The following is a 15167-nucleotide window of genomic DNA, read 5'->3' as shown; positions in this document are numbered from 1 at the left end:
TCAGTACCAAATCTGGTTCATGCGGGCCGCCATGACCAATGCGGTGACGCCCACGGCGCCCATGACGAAATTGCTCCAACGGGTCCGTTCCAGGATGGACCAGTACACCGCGACGACAGGGAGTATGAGTGCCGTGATGATGTAGCCCCAGAATTCCCAGGGCTCCCCTGCAATCTTTTCACCCGTCGCCACGCGGATGATCGATCCCACCAGATAGACCAGCAGGACGAGTTCGACGGCGGCGACGGACAGTATGGTGACGTCGTTGGGGGCCTTCTTCATGATGCCCGCCACGACGCAAATGATGGAGGACAGCAAGCCCACTATCAGGACGGCGTAGAAATATCCGTCCATGGCTAATGCACCTGCTTTTCGTTGTCGGGGGCGAACACGAGGACGGGTTTGGCGAAACTCCCGGCATCGGCCAACAACGCCACCAGCTCGCCGGACGGCGAGAACGCGGCAGCCGGGTTTTCGGTGGTGGCCGCATCGGCGGTGCCTGCAGCAGGTCCCGCGGCGATCCTGCGGCCAAAGGAGATCTCGGTGGTTTCGGCCTCGCTCAGCTCCCGGTTGGGCATGAGGGCGCGGGCGGCGGCGGACATGTCGAGGACGTCCAGTTCTTCGGCAAGCTGTTCGAGGGTCCGGGCCTGCTCCAGGGAATACGGTCCCACATGCGTCCGGCGAAGCGCTGTGAGATGGCCCCCGACGCCGAGGGCCTCGCCCAGGTCGCGGGCCAGGGCTCGGATGTACGTGCCCGAGGAGCACTCGACGGTCACATCGATGTCCACCAACCTGCCGTCGTCGACCCTCCGGATGGCGTGGATCTCGAAACGGTGGATGGTCACGGGCCGGGCGGCGAGCTTGACCTCTTGCCCGGAACGGACGCGCGCGTAGGACCGTTCGCCGTTGACCTTGATGGCGCTGACGCTGCTGGGAACCTGCTGGATCTCGCCGCTGAGCTGCGCGACGCCGGCACGGATGGCGTCCTCGGTGACTCCGGCGGCGCTGCGGCTTTCGGTGATGTCGCCTTCGGCATCGTCCGTGATGGTTGATTCGCCGAGCCGGATGGTGGCGGAGTACGTCTTGGAGGTGCCCACGATGTACGTCAGCAGCCGTGTCGCCTTGTTGATACCAAGCACAAGCACCCCGGTGGCCATGGGGTCCAGGGTCCCCGCATGGCCCACTTTCCGGGTACCGGCCAGTCGCCGCATCCGTCCAACCACATCGTGGCTGGTCCATCCTTGCGGCTTGTCAACGATTACCAGTCCAGAAAGCACGCCTCCCAGTATATCCGCGCCGGAGCATGCATCCCGCGGCGCGCAGCTTCCGTGAACGGCCCGGGACCGCGGCTAAGATGGCTCCCATGCCTGAGCTTGCCGCACACGTCCGCGAAGTGCCCGTGAACCAGATCCGCGAAATCACCGAGGCCGCGTGGAGCACTCCCGGGGCGATTGTCCTCAGCATCGGCGAGCCCGGCTTCGCGCTGCCCCGGCACATCCTGGACGCGGGGATCGCGTGCCTGGACAGGGACGAGACCAATTACACCCCCAATGCCGGGATCCCGGCCTTGCGTGAGGCGTTTGCCGCCCGCTTCCGTGCCCACAACAAGGTGGACGTTGGGGCGGAGCGCGTGTACGTCGTGGACGGAGCCCAGCAGGGACTGCACTTCGCCATGAGCCTGCTCCTCTCCCCCGGCGACGAGATCCTGATTCCCAATCCGGGCTATCCCACCTTTGCCATGACGAGCCATTTGCTGCACGCCGTAGCGGTGCAGTATCCGCTCTACCCCGAGCACGAGTTCCAGCCCCGCATCGAGGACATCGAGGCACTCATCACGCCGCGCACCAAGGTGTTGGTCCTGAATTCGCCGTCCAACCCCCTGGGCGCGGTGATCTGCGAGGAAGCGACGCGCCAGCTCGTGGAATTGGCCGTCAAGCACGATCTGTGGATCATTTCGGACGAATGCTACGAAGCCTTCACCTTCGATGTTCAACACACGAGTCCTGCCCGCTTCGACAGCGCTGTTCCCGGCGAGGCCCGCGTCTTCACCTCCCTAACCTTGTCCAAAACGTACGGGCTGACCGGGCTGCGGATCGGTGCGCTCATTTGCCCGCCGGGCCTGGAACGGAAGATGAACAATGTCATGGAAGCGATCGTTTCCTGCGTGGCTTCGCCCTCCCAGTACGCCGCCGTCGCGGCGCTGACCGGCCCGCAGGACTATGTGGACACCGCCCGGCAGCATTACCGTTCCAACCGCGACGCCGCCTCGGCGCTGCTAGCGGACAAGGGCATTCCCTACTTGGGCGCCCAGGGCGCTTTCTATCTCTGGGCGGACGTCTCCCATGTGAGCGGCGGAAACGTGCGTGCGTGGGTGCGCCAATTCCTGGCGGAGGCCGGAGTGGCCGTGGCGCCGGGCACCGCGTTCGGTTCCATCGGCGAGGGGTGGATCAGGATCGCTTTGTGCGGAGACCACCAGCAGCTGCTCGACGGCGTCGGTCGGCTTCCGGCACGGTCCTGAACCTCAGTATTTGGTCCGGTTCTTGTGCCCGCGCCAGGCGTCGAAAGGAGCGTCGGAGGCAGGGACCTCCTGATGTTGGACGGGCAGCAGTTCAGGCCTGTTGCCGTCGAAGTATTCGTAGAACACCGCATCGTCGAAGCCTGCGGCCGCGGCCCCGTGCCGGTCCGCGGCAAAGTAGACGCGGCTGACCCTGCCCCAGAGTGCGGCCGAGAGGCACAAAGGGCACGGTTCGCAGCTTGAGTAGAGCACCGAGCCGCTGAGGTCGAAGCTTCCCAGTTCGGACGCGGCCCGCCGGATGGCCACCACTTCGGCGTGCGCTGTGGGGTCGTTGTCGCGGGTGACCCGGTTGACGCCGTCATGGATCCGTCCGTCCGGGGTGACCACGACGGCACCGAAAGGGCCGCCGCCGTCGGCCACGTTTTGCACCGCGAGCCGCACGGCGTGCTCAAGGTAGCCTTCTGGACTCTGAGCTGCATCGTGCGCCGCCATGCTCCGATCTTAGCGACGACCCGTCATTTTGGCCCGGTTTTTCACGGTTAAACAAGCAGGGCCGGATCCGGCAGCTCGTGAGAGTTGCGGATCCGGCCCTGCCCGGGAAGCGCTGGGCTACTTGCCGCCGTCTTCATCGATGTCTTCATCGGCTCGGAGGTCGATGTCTTCTTCGTCAAAATCGTCTTCGTCGATGTCCGCATCCTGCGGGGCATCGCTCTTGTATGGGTCAGCATCGCCTGCGTGCTTGGCGCCGGCGGCCAGCGCTGCCACCTCGGCGTCGCGCTGCTTGGCGGTGCGCAGCAGCTCCTCAAGGTTCGAGGCGTTGACCGGAATGAGGTCGGCAACGAATTCCAAGGTGGGAGTCAGCCGCACGGTGATGTTGCGGCCCACTTCCTGGCGCAAAACACCCTTGGCCTTCTCAAGTGCCCTGGCAGCATCGGCCTGGGCAACTTCGTCACCGAAGACGGTGTAGTACACGGTGGCGTGCTGAAGATCATTGGTGACGCGGGCATCGGTGATAGTGATTCCCTCAACCCGAGGATCCTTGATCCTCCGGCCCAGTGCCTCAGCAACAACAACCTTAATCCGCTGCGCCAACTTGGCAGCGCGTGCCGGATCAGCCATTTCAACTCCTAAATTTTGCGTACGACGGCGCGTTAGCAACTTGCGTACTTAAGTTCTCAGTGCGCGACGCGCCTAGTGCGAGTCTACGACCGGCCGCCGAGTTCCTCGGAGGCCGTTGGAGCCGATACGGGGGCCCGGGAGTGGCATCGGGCCTGCCGGAGCTGGGTGGCTGACGTCGCAAGACGTCAGCCACCCAGCGTAGGGGCGGGGCCCCCATATCGGCGGAAAGGGCCGGGGCCGCCGGAAGAATCCAACGGCCCCGCCCTCTATTTTTCGACTTTAGACGCGCGGCTTTTCGCGCATCTCGAAGGTCTCGATGATGTCACCTTCGTTGATGTCGTTGTACGAGCCAAGACCGATACCACACTCGAAGTCCGTACGGACCTCGGTGGCGTCGTCCTTGAAGCGTTTGAGCGTCTCAACGGTGAGGTTGTCGCCGATGACCTTGCCATCGCGGCTGACGCGTGCCTTCGTGTTACGGCGGATGATGCCCGAGCGCACGATGGAACCGGCGATGTTTCCGAACTTGGAAGAACGGAAGACTTCGCGGACCTCGGCGGTACCGAGCTGGACTTCCTCGTACTCCGGCTTGAGCATGCCCTTGAGGGCCAGCTCGATGTCATCGATTGCCGAGTAGATGACGGAGTAGAAGCGCATGTCCACGCCTTCACGATCGGCCAGTTCAGCCACCCGCTCGGCGGGCTTGACGTTGAAGCCGATGATGATGGCGTTGTCCACCGTGGCGAGGTTGACGTCGTTCTGCGTGATGGCACCCACACCGCGGTGGATGACGCGCAGTTGAACGTCTTCGTCGCCGACGTCGATCTTGAGCAGGGCGTCTTCGAGGGCTTCGACCGCACCGGAAACGTCACCCTTGAGGATGAGGTTGAGGGTGTCGATCTTGCCTTCGGCCACAGCCTTGTCGAAGTCCTCGAGGCTGATGCGCTTGCGGCGCTTGGCCAGTGCCGCGTTGCGGTCGGCTGCCTCGCGCTTTTCAGCGATCTGGCGGGCCGTACGCTCGTCGGAGGTCACCAGGAAGGTGTCGCCTGCACGCGGTACGTTGGACAGGCCCAGGACCTGGACCGGACGGGACGGAAGCGCGACGTCGAGGGCGTTGCCGTCTTCGTCGAACATGGCACGGACGCGGCCGTGGGCCGTACCGGCCACGATCGTGTCACCGACGGCCAGGGTACCGGACTGGACCAGGACGGTGGCCACGGAACCGCGGCCCTTGTCCAGGTTCGCTTCGATGGCAATGCCTCGAGCGTCCTTGTCCGGGTTGGCGCGCAGGTCCAAAGCGGCGTCTGCGGTCAGCAGGACGGCGTCGATCAGTTCGTCGATGTTGATGTTCTGGCGGGCAGAAACCTCAACGAACATGGTGTCGCCACCGTATTCCTCGGGAACCAGGCCGTACTCGGTGAGCTGGCCCTTGACCTTGTCCGGGTTCGCGCCATCCTTGTCGATCTTGTTGACCGCGACGACGATCGGCACGTTGGCCGCTTGTGCGTGGTTGAGTGCTTCCACCGTCTGCGGCATGACGCCGTCGTCGGCTGCGACAACCAGGATGGCGATGTCGGTGACCTTGGCACCACGTGCACGCATGGCGGTGAACGCCTCGTGACCGGGGGTGTCAATGAAGGTGATGTCGCGCGGAGTGCCTTCGTGGACGTGGCTGATCTGGTAGGCACCGATGTGCTGCGTGATGCCGCCGTGTTCGCCGGCAACCACGTTGGTCTTCCGGATGGCGTCGAGCAGTCGGGTCTTACCGTGGTCAACGTGACCCATGACGGTGACAACCGGGGGACGCGGTTCGAGGACGTCGTCGCCTTCGGCTTCCAGTTCGGCATCGAGATCGATGTCGAAGGAGTCGAGGAGCTCGCGCTCTTCGTCTTCCGGAGAGACGACCTGTACCTTGTAGCCAAGTTCGGCGCCGAGCAGGCCGAAGGTGTCTTCGTCCAGCGACTGGGTAGCCGTTGCCATCTCACCAAGGTGGAACAGCACGGTCACCAGTGCGGCGGGGTTTGCCTCGATCTTGTCGGCGAAGTCCGTGATGGACGAGCCTCGACGGAGGCGGACCACGGTGCTGCCGTCGCCGCGGGGTACGGATACGCCACCCAGCGACGGAGCACTCATCTGCTCCAGTTCCTGACGCTTTGCACGCTTCGACTTGCGCTGCTTGCCGCGTCCTGCGCCACCCTTGCCGAAGGCACCTTGGGTACCGCCGCGTCCGCGGCCGCCCTTGCCGAAGCCACCGCCGGCGGGAGCTCCGCCACCGGTGCCTGCGCCAGGAGCGCCGCCCGGACGGCCGGGGCCGCCACCGGGACGGCCAGCGCCACCCGGGCGGCCTGCGCCACCGGGCGCGGGACGCTCGGTGCGGTTGGGCATCATGCCCGGGCTGGGACGGTTTCCTGCGGGGCCGCCCGCGGGACGCGGAGCGCCCGGACGGGGAGCGCCGGGGCGCGGAGCACCCGGACGCGGACCACCGGAACCGGCTGCGGGGCGGGGACCGCCTGCGCCGGCCGCGGGACGCGGACCGCCGGGACGTTCGCCGTCAGTGCGGCCACCGGAACGCGGCATGCCCTGCGAAGTTGCGAAGGGGTTGTTGCCCGGACGGGGAGGACGCTCGCCGTCGCCACGGCCGCGGGGCATGCCCTGCGAGGTCGCGAACGGGTTGTTGCCCGGACGGGGGCCACCGGGCCGCGGAGCCTGGCTGCCCGGACGTGCCGGGGCAGGGGCTTCGGCCTTGGGGGCCGGACGGGCACCCGGCTTGGCGGAAACAGGGCTTGCCGTAGCTGCGGGAGCCGCGGGCGCTGCCGGGGCGGGGGTTTCAGCCTTGGGGGCGGGAACCGGAGCCTTGGGCGCAGCGGGGCCCGGAGCCGGGCGGGACGCTGCGGGTGCAGCAGGCGCAGCGGGTGCTGCAACGCGAGGTGCTGCCGGGGCAGCCGCCTTTGCAGCGCTGGCGCCGGGGTAGGCGTCGCGAAGCTTCTTCACGACCGGTGCCTCGATTGTCGACGAGGCGGAGCGAACGAATTCGCCCAATTCCTGCAGTTTCGTCACTGCATCTTTGGAAGTAATACCGAGCTCTTTGGCGAGCTCATGTACGCGGACCTTGGCCACATTTCTCCTGTCTCGGTCCGCACCGAGCCAGGCACGAACCGTCTAATTCTTACTGCGGGCCCCTGCCACGAACGCGGCGGATAGGCCCTGTGCAGAGCGCAACAAAATTGTCATCGTTGCGCACTCATCGCTGGGAACTCATCGGGTTTCCATCAGTTTTCTGACCCGCTTTCAGGTTTGGACGGTTTTCCTGCTTTCACGGGGGTGTCCGCAGGGGGTATGACTGCCGCCAGGTAGCTTTCGACGGCGGTGACTTCGCTTGCGCCCGCGAGGGCCCTTGAGAAAGCACGCCGTTTGCTTGCCAACGCCAGGCATGTGGTGCTGGGGTGCAGCCACGCACCCCGGCCAGCCATCCGGCGTCGTTCATCCACCAGGACGACGGGTGACCCGCCGCCTTCGGCGACAAGCCGGATCAACTCGCTCCGCTTGCCTTGTTTCCGGCATCCGATGCAGGTGCGCACAGGCTGGTGCCTGGTGTGAAGCAGTTCAGTCACTGGGTGTATCAACCTGCCTCAGTGTCTTTACCTGTCTTCTGCGGTTCTGCTTTGCGCGGCGCGGGCCCTTGCCTTGTTGGGATTGTTGTCCCCACCAGTCGCGAGCACGCCAAAGCGCACGGATACCGGGCATAGGCCCGGTTCCATCTATTCTAAGCCCCCGAGGGCCCGGCCACCGAATCCACAAGGTGCGTGGATCCGGGGCCGGGTACGGTTTGGGGTATTTAGTTGCCCTTGGCCGGAGTGGCGTCAGAGACGATGTCGATCCGCCAGCCGGTCAGCTTGGCTGCGAGGCGGGCGTTCTGGCCTTCCTTGCCGATGGCGAGGGACAGCTGGTAGTCGGGAACAACCACCCGGGCGGAGCGCGTGGCTTCGTCGGTGATAGTGACGGAATTCACGCGCGACGGCGAAAGGGAGTTGGCGATGAAGGTCGCCGGGTCTTCGCTGAAGTCGACGATGTCGATCTTTTCGTCGTTGAGTTCAGTCATGACTGCGCGGACGCGGGAGCCCATTTCACCAATGCACGCACCCTTGGCGTTGATACCGGGGGTGTTGGCTTTGACTGCCATTTTGGTCCTGTGGCCCGCTTCGCGCGCCAGCGCCACGATCTCGACGGAACGGTCCGCGATCTCCGGGACCTCCAGCTCGAAAAGTTTCCGGACGAGGCCCGGATGTGAACGCGACAGTGTGATGGAGGGTCCCTTGGCGCCGCGGTGGACGTCCACCACAAACGCACGCAGCCGGTTCCCGTGGGTGTACTTCTCCCCCGGCACCTGCTCGGGCGGCGGCAGCAAGGCTTCCACGGAACCGAGGTTCACCTGGATCATGTGCGGGTTGTTGCCCTGCTGGATCAGGCCGGCGACAAGCTCACCTTCACGGCCCTTGAATTCGCCGAGGACGTTGTCGTCCTCGACGTCGCGCAGGCGCTGCAGGATGATCTGCCGCGCGGTGCTCGCCGCGATGCGGCCGAAGCCCGCAGGAGTGTCCTCGAACTCGCCGATGGCTTCGCCGTCGTCGTCGATTTCCGTGGCCCAAATGGTCACGTGCCCGCTCTTGCGGTCCAGCTCGGCGCGGGCCTTTTCGAAAGCGCCCGGGGTCTTGTGGTAAGCCACAAGGAGCGCCTGCTCGATGGTGGGAATCAGGAGGTCCAGCGGGATTTCACGCTCACGCTCCAGGAGTCTCAGCGCACTCATGTCAATATCCATTAGGCCTCCTCGGAAGGTCCGTTGTACTCGTCTTCCAGCACGGCCTCGTTGAGGTGGCTGAACTCTATCTCGACTTTTCCTTGGCGGATCCTGTCGAAAGGAATTTTCACGGGTTCGCCCTGCTTGGGCTTCATGCCCTTCTTGACCTCTTGCTCGGGAACCAGTGTGACGCCGTCGTCGTCGACGGACTGGATCCGGCCTGTCAGGTTCTCGCCCTGGATCACGTTGACTTTGACCATGCGTCCGCGTGCCCGGTGCCAGTGGCGGGGCTCGGTGAGTGGCCGTCCGACGCCGGGCGAGGAGACCTCAAGGTCGTAGGGGCGGCCGTCGGTGCGGGGATCGTTGTCAAGGATGTCCGAAAGGGCCCTGGAGATTTCAGCGATGACGTCCAGGCTGACGCCCCCGGTTTCCTCCTGGGGCAGGTCGATGACCACGTGGACTACCCGGTGCGAACCGGCAACCTGGATGGCAACATCCTCAAGGTAGAGCCGGCTTGCCAGGACAGCAGGCTCCAGAAGCGCCTTCAGCCTGCTCTCCTCGGGGTTGCGGACCTCGTGTTGTGCCGGACTCGTCGGATCCGTTCCAGCCTGGTCTGTTGAAGTCGTGGCTTCCGAATGACTCACTGGCCAGCCGCCTCCCGATAGATGATGTTGTGACTACTAGCTTAACGACATTTACGGCGGCGTGGTGCACCGTGCTTCTCTGCGGGGAGACGCAAGTGGTCCGTGGGCGTGACACCATAGTCTGTTGTGAACCACGAGACTGTTGAGAAACCACGGAGCCGTCGCTGGATGAAAGGCCTCCTCCTGGCTTTCCTCGCAGTCCTCGTCCTCGGAGTGGGCGCCGTCGTTGTCCCGCGGGACGCCGGAAAGCCGCAAGCGGTGCCGTTTTCCGAAACTGCCCGTTCCGCAGCGCTGTCGTCGACCGAGGCGCTTTTGGGCAGCGCCTCGGCCCTGGAGAGCACCGACACTGTGATGTTGCTGACAATCCAGACGCGCGCGCTGCTTCCGCTTCCCGGTTCGTCGCCATCGACCATGCCCTCGGCTTCCACCAGCCCCGGCGCCACCCAGGACCGCCCGACCCGGGCGGCCTTTGTCTCAGAACTCACCTCGAGCGCGTCCCGTCGCTTGGCGGACGCGGCGGACGCCGACGGCGGCATGGCACGGCTGCTTGCCGCCGTCGGGACCGCCCAGCTGCTTGAGTCATCGCGGCTGGCCGTGGCGTGGGGCTTGCCGGCACCGTCGACCCCGGCCGCGGCCGGTTCCGCCCCGACCCCGCCGCCAAGCTGCCCTGCATCGCCGGGTACGTCGACCACTGCACCGACACCCGGAACAGCGCCCACCGCGGCAGATCTGCCGGCCGCCCTGGCTGCCGTCGTCAGCTCCGAGCAGGAGTCGATCTATGCGTACCAGGTGGCCTTGACCAGGCTGGACGCGAAGGCTTCCGCGACGGCAGCCACCTGGTTGGCCCGTCATCAGGAACTGCTCCGTGGAGCGGAAGCCCAGGGCAGGCTGCACTGCATCGCCACACCTCCGCGGGAAGCCGGTTATCGGCTGCCCGCCACTTTCGCCGCCAAACCCGCCCTGGCGCTGGGCAGCATGGAGTCCAGCTCACTGACGGCCTATGCCGACCTCGTGGCGTTGTCGGACGGCGGGACGCGCCAATGGGCCATCGACGGGCTTGTCGACGCCGCGAAACGCAGCCAGGCCTGGGGAACTCCGGTTGGCCCGTTCGCGGGACTTTCCGTCGACAACGCGGCACTGCCGCCGCTGCCGTCAGGAACTCCGTCTCCATAGGAAAGCCTTTCTTTGCTGGCGGCAGCCGTCCCGGAGTGTTTGGCTTGTACCATGGCTTCCATCGAAACTGCAGCCCTGCATGAAAACGAACCACACGCCAACGACCTCGCCCACCGGCTCAACTGGCTTCGGGCCGGAGTCCTTGGCGCCAACGACGGAATCGTCTCCGTTGCCGCCATCGTGGTGGGCGTCGCCGGCGCCACGACGAGTACCGGCGCCATCCTCACCGCTGGAGCAGCCGGGCTCGTGGGCGGTGCGGTGTCCATGGCACTCGGCGAGTACGTATCCGTCAGCAGCCAAAGCGACAGCCAAAAGGCACTCATCGAGAAGGAGCGCCGGGAACTCGCCGAGGAACCCGAAGAAGAGCTGGCCGAACTGACTGCGATCTACGAGGCCAAGGGCCTGCGTCCTGAAACCGCGCGGAAAGTAGCCGTCGAATTGACGGAACACGATGCCTTGGCCGCCCACCTTTCCGCCGAATTGAACATCGACGAGGACGACATCGTGAGCCCGTGGCATGCGGCCTTCGCCTCCGCCATTGCCTTCACCCTCGGCGCGGTACTGCCCCTGCTCGCGATCCTGCTCCCGCCCCCGGGCCTGCGTGTACCCCTGACCTTCATTTCCGTGCTGCTCGCGTTGGCCATCACGGGTGCCCTTGGAGCATGGATCGGCGGCAGCTCGAAGACCCGTGCCGCCGTGCGGGTCGTCATCGGCGGAGCCCTTGCGCTGGCCGCGACCTTCCTGATCGGAAGCCTCCTGGGCTCCTCCGGAGTGGTCTGAACCACTCCGGGACCGGCTTGGGTAGTCTGACAGTGATGACTACCTTCGTTTCCATCCCTGGCGACCTCCAGGCACGCTACTCCCGCACAGCGGAGGGGCGCGCGTGGCTCTCAGGGCTGCCCGGGCTGATCAACGCGAGCCTGGAACGCTGGCAGCTGTCCGTCGACCTGGAACCCGGCGCGGAACCATGGAATGGCCATGGCGGCATCGTCATTCCGGTCCTCTACGACGGTGCCCGTTCGGTGCTCAAAATAGCGTTCCCGCACGAGGAGGCCCTCGTCGAACGGCATGCCCTGGCCCTGTGGGGAGGCAACGGAGCCGTCAGGCTGCTCGACGCCGATGCCGCCTCCTGCGCGATGGTCCTGGAGCGGCTCGACGCCGTCAGCTGGCTGCAGGGCGCCCGGATGGATGAAGCGCGCGACGTCTGGGGAACGCTCGTGCGGGAACTCAGCATCGAACCGGACGAGCGGTCCGAATGGAAAGAGTTTGAGCACATCGCGGCCCGGGCCGAACGCTGGAGCGATGAGTTGCCTGCCGATTGGGAGCACCTGGGTCAGCCCTTTCCCCGGTGGCTCCTCGAAGCCGCTTTGGAGGTATGCCAGACGCGGGGCGCAGTAGGTCGGCGCTCGGGCCGGGACGTGCTGGTGCATTGCGACCTGCATTTCATGAACATCCTCCCCCATCTCAACGGCTCCCCCGGTGGCGCGTTCAAGGGGGCGGGGTCAGCGGGCAAACGCGCCTACGTGGCGATCGATCCGCAACCGATGATCGGTGAGGCGGAATTCGCCGTCGCCCCGATCCTATGGAACCGCATCCGCGATCTCTCCAGGACGGCGCCGGAAGTCGCCCTCCTGGAGCGCTGCGCGGATTTCAGCAGCGCGGCCGGCCTGGACGGCGAAGCGGCCCGGGAATGGAGTTTGGTCCGCGAGGTCGAAAACGCGCTGTCGTATGCCGGCAAACCACGCCATGAAGGCGATCTGGCGCGCTCCTTGTGGGTGGCCAGCACCCTTGCGGGACGGCCGCTGGACGGGCTGCCCGCAGCTCACGACCTTCCCGAACCGGGACAGGCCGCCTCGAGCTAGCGTCAGACTTCCGCGGCTTCGCGCCGGCGATCGCTCCCGGGGTCCGTAACGCTACGTGGCGACGTAGTCGTTCCAGACATCCATGCCGAGTTTGATGATCAACGCGCCGACGACGATCAGGAACACGATCCGCACAAATCCGCTGCCTTGTTTCACGGCGGTCCGGGCGCCCAGGTAGCCACCGGCCATGTTCGACAGGCCCAGCACGGCGCCGACGCCCCACAGCAGCGATCCGTGCGGCAGGAAGAACAAGAGGGCTCCGGCGTTGGTGGCCATGTTGACGATCTTCGCCTTGGCGCTGGCCTCGAGGAACGCATAGCCCATGGCGGAGACGAGGGCGATCACCAGGAACGAGCCTGTTCCGGGACCTATCAGACCGTCGTAGAACCCGATCACCGCGCCGATGGCGCACGCCACGACATAGTGCGTGTGGCCGTCGTGACGCAGGGCCGTCAACTCGCCGGCGTTGGGCCGCAGCGCGGTGAAGAGCGCGACGGCGATCAGCGCCACCACGATGATGGGTTTGAATACGCTCGCGGGAAGGTTGGCTGCCAGGACGGCACCGCCGAAACTGCCCGCGAGGGCAATCACCGCCATCGGGATGGCCGTCTTGAGGTCAGGACCGACCCGGCGGTAATAAGTGACCGCGCTCGTTGTCGTCCCGAAGATGGAGCCCATTTTGTTGGTGGCCAGCGCCTGGACCGGGGTGATCCCCGGAACCAGGAGCAAGGCGGGGAGCTGGATCAGTCCCCCGCCGCCCACCACGGCGTCTATCCAGCCGGCAGCGAATCCGGCCACCACGATCATGAGGAGCGTGGTGAGCTGGACCGACTCGAAGCCGGAGATCACTTCTGGCGTACGGCGTTGACCACGTAGTCGGCAGCCTTCTCGACTGCCACGTTCTCGGCCTCTCCGGTACGACGGTCCTTGATCTCCACAACGCCGTCCACCAGGCCGCGGCCGACCGCCACGATGGTGGGGACGCCCACGAGCTCGGCGTCGCCGAACTTCACGCCGGGGGAAACCTTGGGGCGGTCGTCGTAGATCACGTCGAGGCCGGCGGCTTCGAGTTCGGCGGACAGCTTTTCCGCCGCCGCGAAGATTTCCTCGCCGCGTCCGACGGCGACCACGTGGACATCCGCGGGGGCCACGGAGCGCGGCCAGATCAAGCCACGGTCGTCGTTGTTGGCCTCGGCCAGGGCGGCCACGGCACGGGTCACGCCGACGCCGTACGAGCCCATCGTGACCACGACCTGCTTGCCGTTCTGGTCAAGGACCTTCAGGTCGAGGGCTTCGGCGTACTTGCGGCCGAGCTGGAAGATGTGGCCCATTTCGATGCCGCGCGCAGTCTCCAAGGGACCGGAGCCGTCCGGGGCATCGTCTCCCGCGCGAACCTCGGTGCATTCGATGACGCCGTCCCAGGCGAAGTCGCGCCCGGCGACGAGGCCGAAGACGTGTTTGCCGTCTTCGTTCGCGCCGGTGACCCAGCTGGTGCCCGGGACAACCCGGGGGTCCACCAGGAAGAGCAGCTTGGACGTGCCTTCGAGGCCGAGCACGGCCTCGCCGAGGGCCAGGCCGGGGCCGATGTAGCCCTTGACGAGTTCCGGGATCTTCTTGAGGTCGTCCTCGTTGGCCGCTTCGAGGCCGATCTCTCCGGCAATGGGCAGGAATGAACCGATGTTGGCTTCGACGCGCTTGAGGTCCACGGCGCGGTCTCCGGGGACGCCGATGACCACGATCTGGCGCTCACCGGTGGGCAGAGTGGCGGCGAGGACCACATTCTTGAGGGTGTCGGCGCCAGTCCAGGCGCCGCCGTCGGAATCGCTGCGGGGAGCGAGCTGGTTGGCGGCCGCCACCAGGGTTTCGATGGTGGGCGTGTCAGGCGTGTCCAGGACGCGTGCTGGAGGCGCGTTGCTGAAATCGATGTCGGCCGGGACCACGGTGGTCACGGCTTCGACGTTGGCCGCGTACCCGCCTGCCGAGCGCACGAAGGTGTCCTCGCCGATCTCGGTGGGGTGCAGGAACTCCTCGCTCTTGGATCCGCCCATGGCGCCTGCCGTGGCGGCGACGGGGATGACCTCAAGGCCGAGGCGCTCGAAGATTTTCAGGTACGCGGCGCGGTGGGCCGCGTAGCTCGCGTCCAGGCCGGCGTCGTCGACGTCGAAGGAGTACGAATCCTTCATGATGAATTCGCGGCCGCGGAGGAGCCCCGCGCGGGGACGCGCTTCGTCGCGGTACTTGTTCTGGATCTGGTAGAGGCTCAGCGGCAGGTCCTTGTACGAGGAGTACAGGTCCTTGACCAGGAGGGTGAACATTTCCTCGTGGGTGGGCGCGAGAAGGTAGTCGGCACCCTTGCGGTCCTGGAGCCGGAACAGCCCCTCGCCGTATTCGGTCCAGCGGTTGGTTGCCTCATAGGGTTCCCGGGGCAGCAGTGCCGGGAAGTGGACTTCCTGGGCGCCGATGGCGGCCATTTCCTCGCGGATGATCTGCTCGACCTTGCGCAGCACACTCAGTCCCAAAGGCAGCCACGTGTAGATGCCGGGCGCGGCACGGCGGATGTAGCCCGCGCGGACCAGGAGTTTGTGGCTTGCGACTTCGGCGTCGACGGGATCTTCACGCAGGGTGCGCAGGAACAGCTGGGAGAGGCGAAGGACCACGGGGCAGAATCCGTTTCTATGGCAAGAGCTGGCAAAAACTACTGTGTACCAATCTACCGGCTTGCGGCCGGTGAACCTGCCGGTGCCACTCGCCTGGGTTCCTCCCCCAAGGCAGGAGAGGCCCCGAACGAAGAGGAGCCACGCCATGGTGCGAGGAAGCCCCTGGCCGCTGGGCGGCTGGTCATCCTGCCATGGCGTGGCTCAGCGGCCGCTCGGCCGCTCGCGCTGTCTTGGAGGCTCAGTGAGACCTGTCGGATGCCTTCAAAAGATCAACGCTTACAGTCATTTGTCTGTGTTTCCTCTCTGAAACCATCCGCGCCCCAGCGACACGGCTGATCTGAACTTATGTGATTGCGGACACTTTTTTCAAGGGCTTGGACTTATCAATTTTTTGTTGACGCC

The 15167-nt window shown here is 65.7% G+C and carries 14 protein-coding genes; 4 read left to right on the top strand and 10 right to left on the bottom strand.

The features are described 5' to 3' along the window. A complete protein-coding gene (locus KNN17_RS10385; protein ID WP_241708782.1) occupies positions 1–354 on the bottom strand; it encodes a hypothetical protein in 354 nt (117 codons plus the stop codon). A gap of 2 nt (positions 355–356) precedes the next feature. After that, entirely contained in the window at positions 357–1277 is a 921-nt protein-coding gene (gene truB, locus KNN17_RS10380) for a tRNA pseudouridine(55) synthase TruB (protein ID WP_241708780.1), read from the bottom strand. An 86-nt stretch (positions 1278–1363) separates the two neighbouring features. On the opposite strand from truB, the gene KNN17_RS10375 reads away from it, so the two are divergent. Next, entirely contained in the window at positions 1364–2518 is a 1155-nt protein-coding gene (locus KNN17_RS10375; protein WP_241708779.1) for a pyridoxal phosphate-dependent aminotransferase, read from the top strand. 3 nt (positions 2519–2521) lie between these two features. Here KNN17_RS10375 and KNN17_RS10370 read toward each other — a convergent pair whose 3' ends face one another. The 6 genes from KNN17_RS10370 to rimP form a co-directional block, all read right to left on the bottom strand. Further along, positions 2522–3007: a nucleoside deaminase gene (locus tag KNN17_RS10370; RefSeq protein WP_241708776.1), complete on the bottom strand. Its 486-nt coding sequence runs from the start codon at positions 3005–3007 to the stop codon at positions 2522–2524. Positions 3008–3124: 117 nt separating this feature from the next. Further along, positions 3125–3634, bottom strand: a complete 510-nt coding sequence (rbfA, locus tag KNN17_RS10365; protein ID WP_078105698.1) for a 30S ribosome-binding factor RbfA — start codon at positions 3632–3634, stop codon at positions 3125–3127. A 279-nt stretch (positions 3635–3913) separates the two neighbouring features. Further along, positions 3914–6751 carry a translation initiation factor IF-2 gene (infB, locus tag KNN17_RS10360; protein WP_078105699.1) on the bottom strand — a complete coding sequence of 946 codons (2838 nt, stop codon included), beginning with the start codon at positions 6749–6751 and terminating at the stop codon, positions 3914–3916. Positions 6752–6903: 152 nt separating this feature from the next. Then, entirely contained in the window at positions 6904–7245 is a 342-nt protein-coding gene (locus KNN17_RS10355) for a YlxR family protein (protein ID WP_171983387.1), read from the bottom strand. A gap of 224 nt (positions 7246–7469) precedes the next feature. Next, positions 7470–8450 carry a transcription termination factor NusA gene (gene nusA, locus KNN17_RS10350; protein ID WP_078105700.1) on the bottom strand — a complete coding sequence of 327 codons (981 nt, stop codon included), beginning with the start codon at positions 8448–8450 and terminating at the stop codon, positions 7470–7472. Then, positions 8450–9073, bottom strand: a complete 624-nt coding sequence (gene rimP, locus KNN17_RS10345; RefSeq protein WP_078105701.1) for a ribosome maturation factor RimP — start codon at positions 9071–9073, stop codon at positions 8450–8452. Before rimP ends, nusA begins: the two co-directional genes overlap by 1 nt. Before the next feature lie 168 nt (positions 9074–9241). Between rimP and KNN17_RS10340 the strand changes: the two genes are divergently transcribed. From KNN17_RS10340 to KNN17_RS10330, 3 genes are read left to right on the top strand one after another with little or no spacing between them, the layout of a single operon-like run. Then, entirely contained in the window at positions 9242–10246 is a 1005-nt protein-coding gene (locus KNN17_RS10340) for a DUF4439 domain-containing protein (protein ID WP_241708774.1), read from the top strand. A gap of 51 nt (positions 10247–10297) precedes the next feature. Further along, positions 10298–11026 carry a VIT1/CCC1 transporter family protein gene (locus tag KNN17_RS10335; protein ID WP_241708772.1) on the top strand — a complete coding sequence of 243 codons (729 nt, stop codon included), beginning with the start codon at positions 10298–10300 and terminating at the stop codon, positions 11024–11026. A 35-nt stretch (positions 11027–11061) separates the two neighbouring features. Next, positions 11062–12108: an aminoglycoside phosphotransferase family protein gene (locus tag KNN17_RS10330; RefSeq protein ID WP_241708770.1), complete on the top strand. Its 1047-nt coding sequence runs from the start codon at positions 11062–11064 to the stop codon at positions 12106–12108. A gap of 51 nt (positions 12109–12159) precedes the next feature. Here the strand turns inward: KNN17_RS10330 and KNN17_RS10325 are convergent, their stop codons facing one another. Both KNN17_RS10325 and KNN17_RS10320 read right to left on the bottom strand, forming a co-directional pair. Next, on the bottom strand, positions 12160–12957 hold the full coding sequence (locus KNN17_RS10325; protein WP_241708769.1) for a sulfite exporter TauE/SafE family protein: 798 nt from the start codon (positions 12955–12957) through the stop codon (positions 12160–12162). After that, a complete protein-coding gene (locus KNN17_RS10320; protein WP_241708764.1) occupies positions 12954–14765 on the bottom strand; it encodes a proline--tRNA ligase in 1812 nt (603 codons plus the stop codon). Before KNN17_RS10320 ends, KNN17_RS10325 begins: the two co-directional genes overlap by 4 nt. Positions 14766–15167: the final 402 nt, after the last annotated feature.

The organism is Arthrobacter bambusae, assembly GCF_022606295.1.
In the GTDB taxonomy this organism is placed as follows: Bacteria; Actinomycetota; Actinomycetes; order Actinomycetales; family Micrococcaceae; genus Arthrobacter; species Arthrobacter bambusae_A.
The sequence above is the reverse complement of the archived record's forward strand: the minus strand, read 5'-3'. Positions and strand labels throughout refer to the sequence as shown.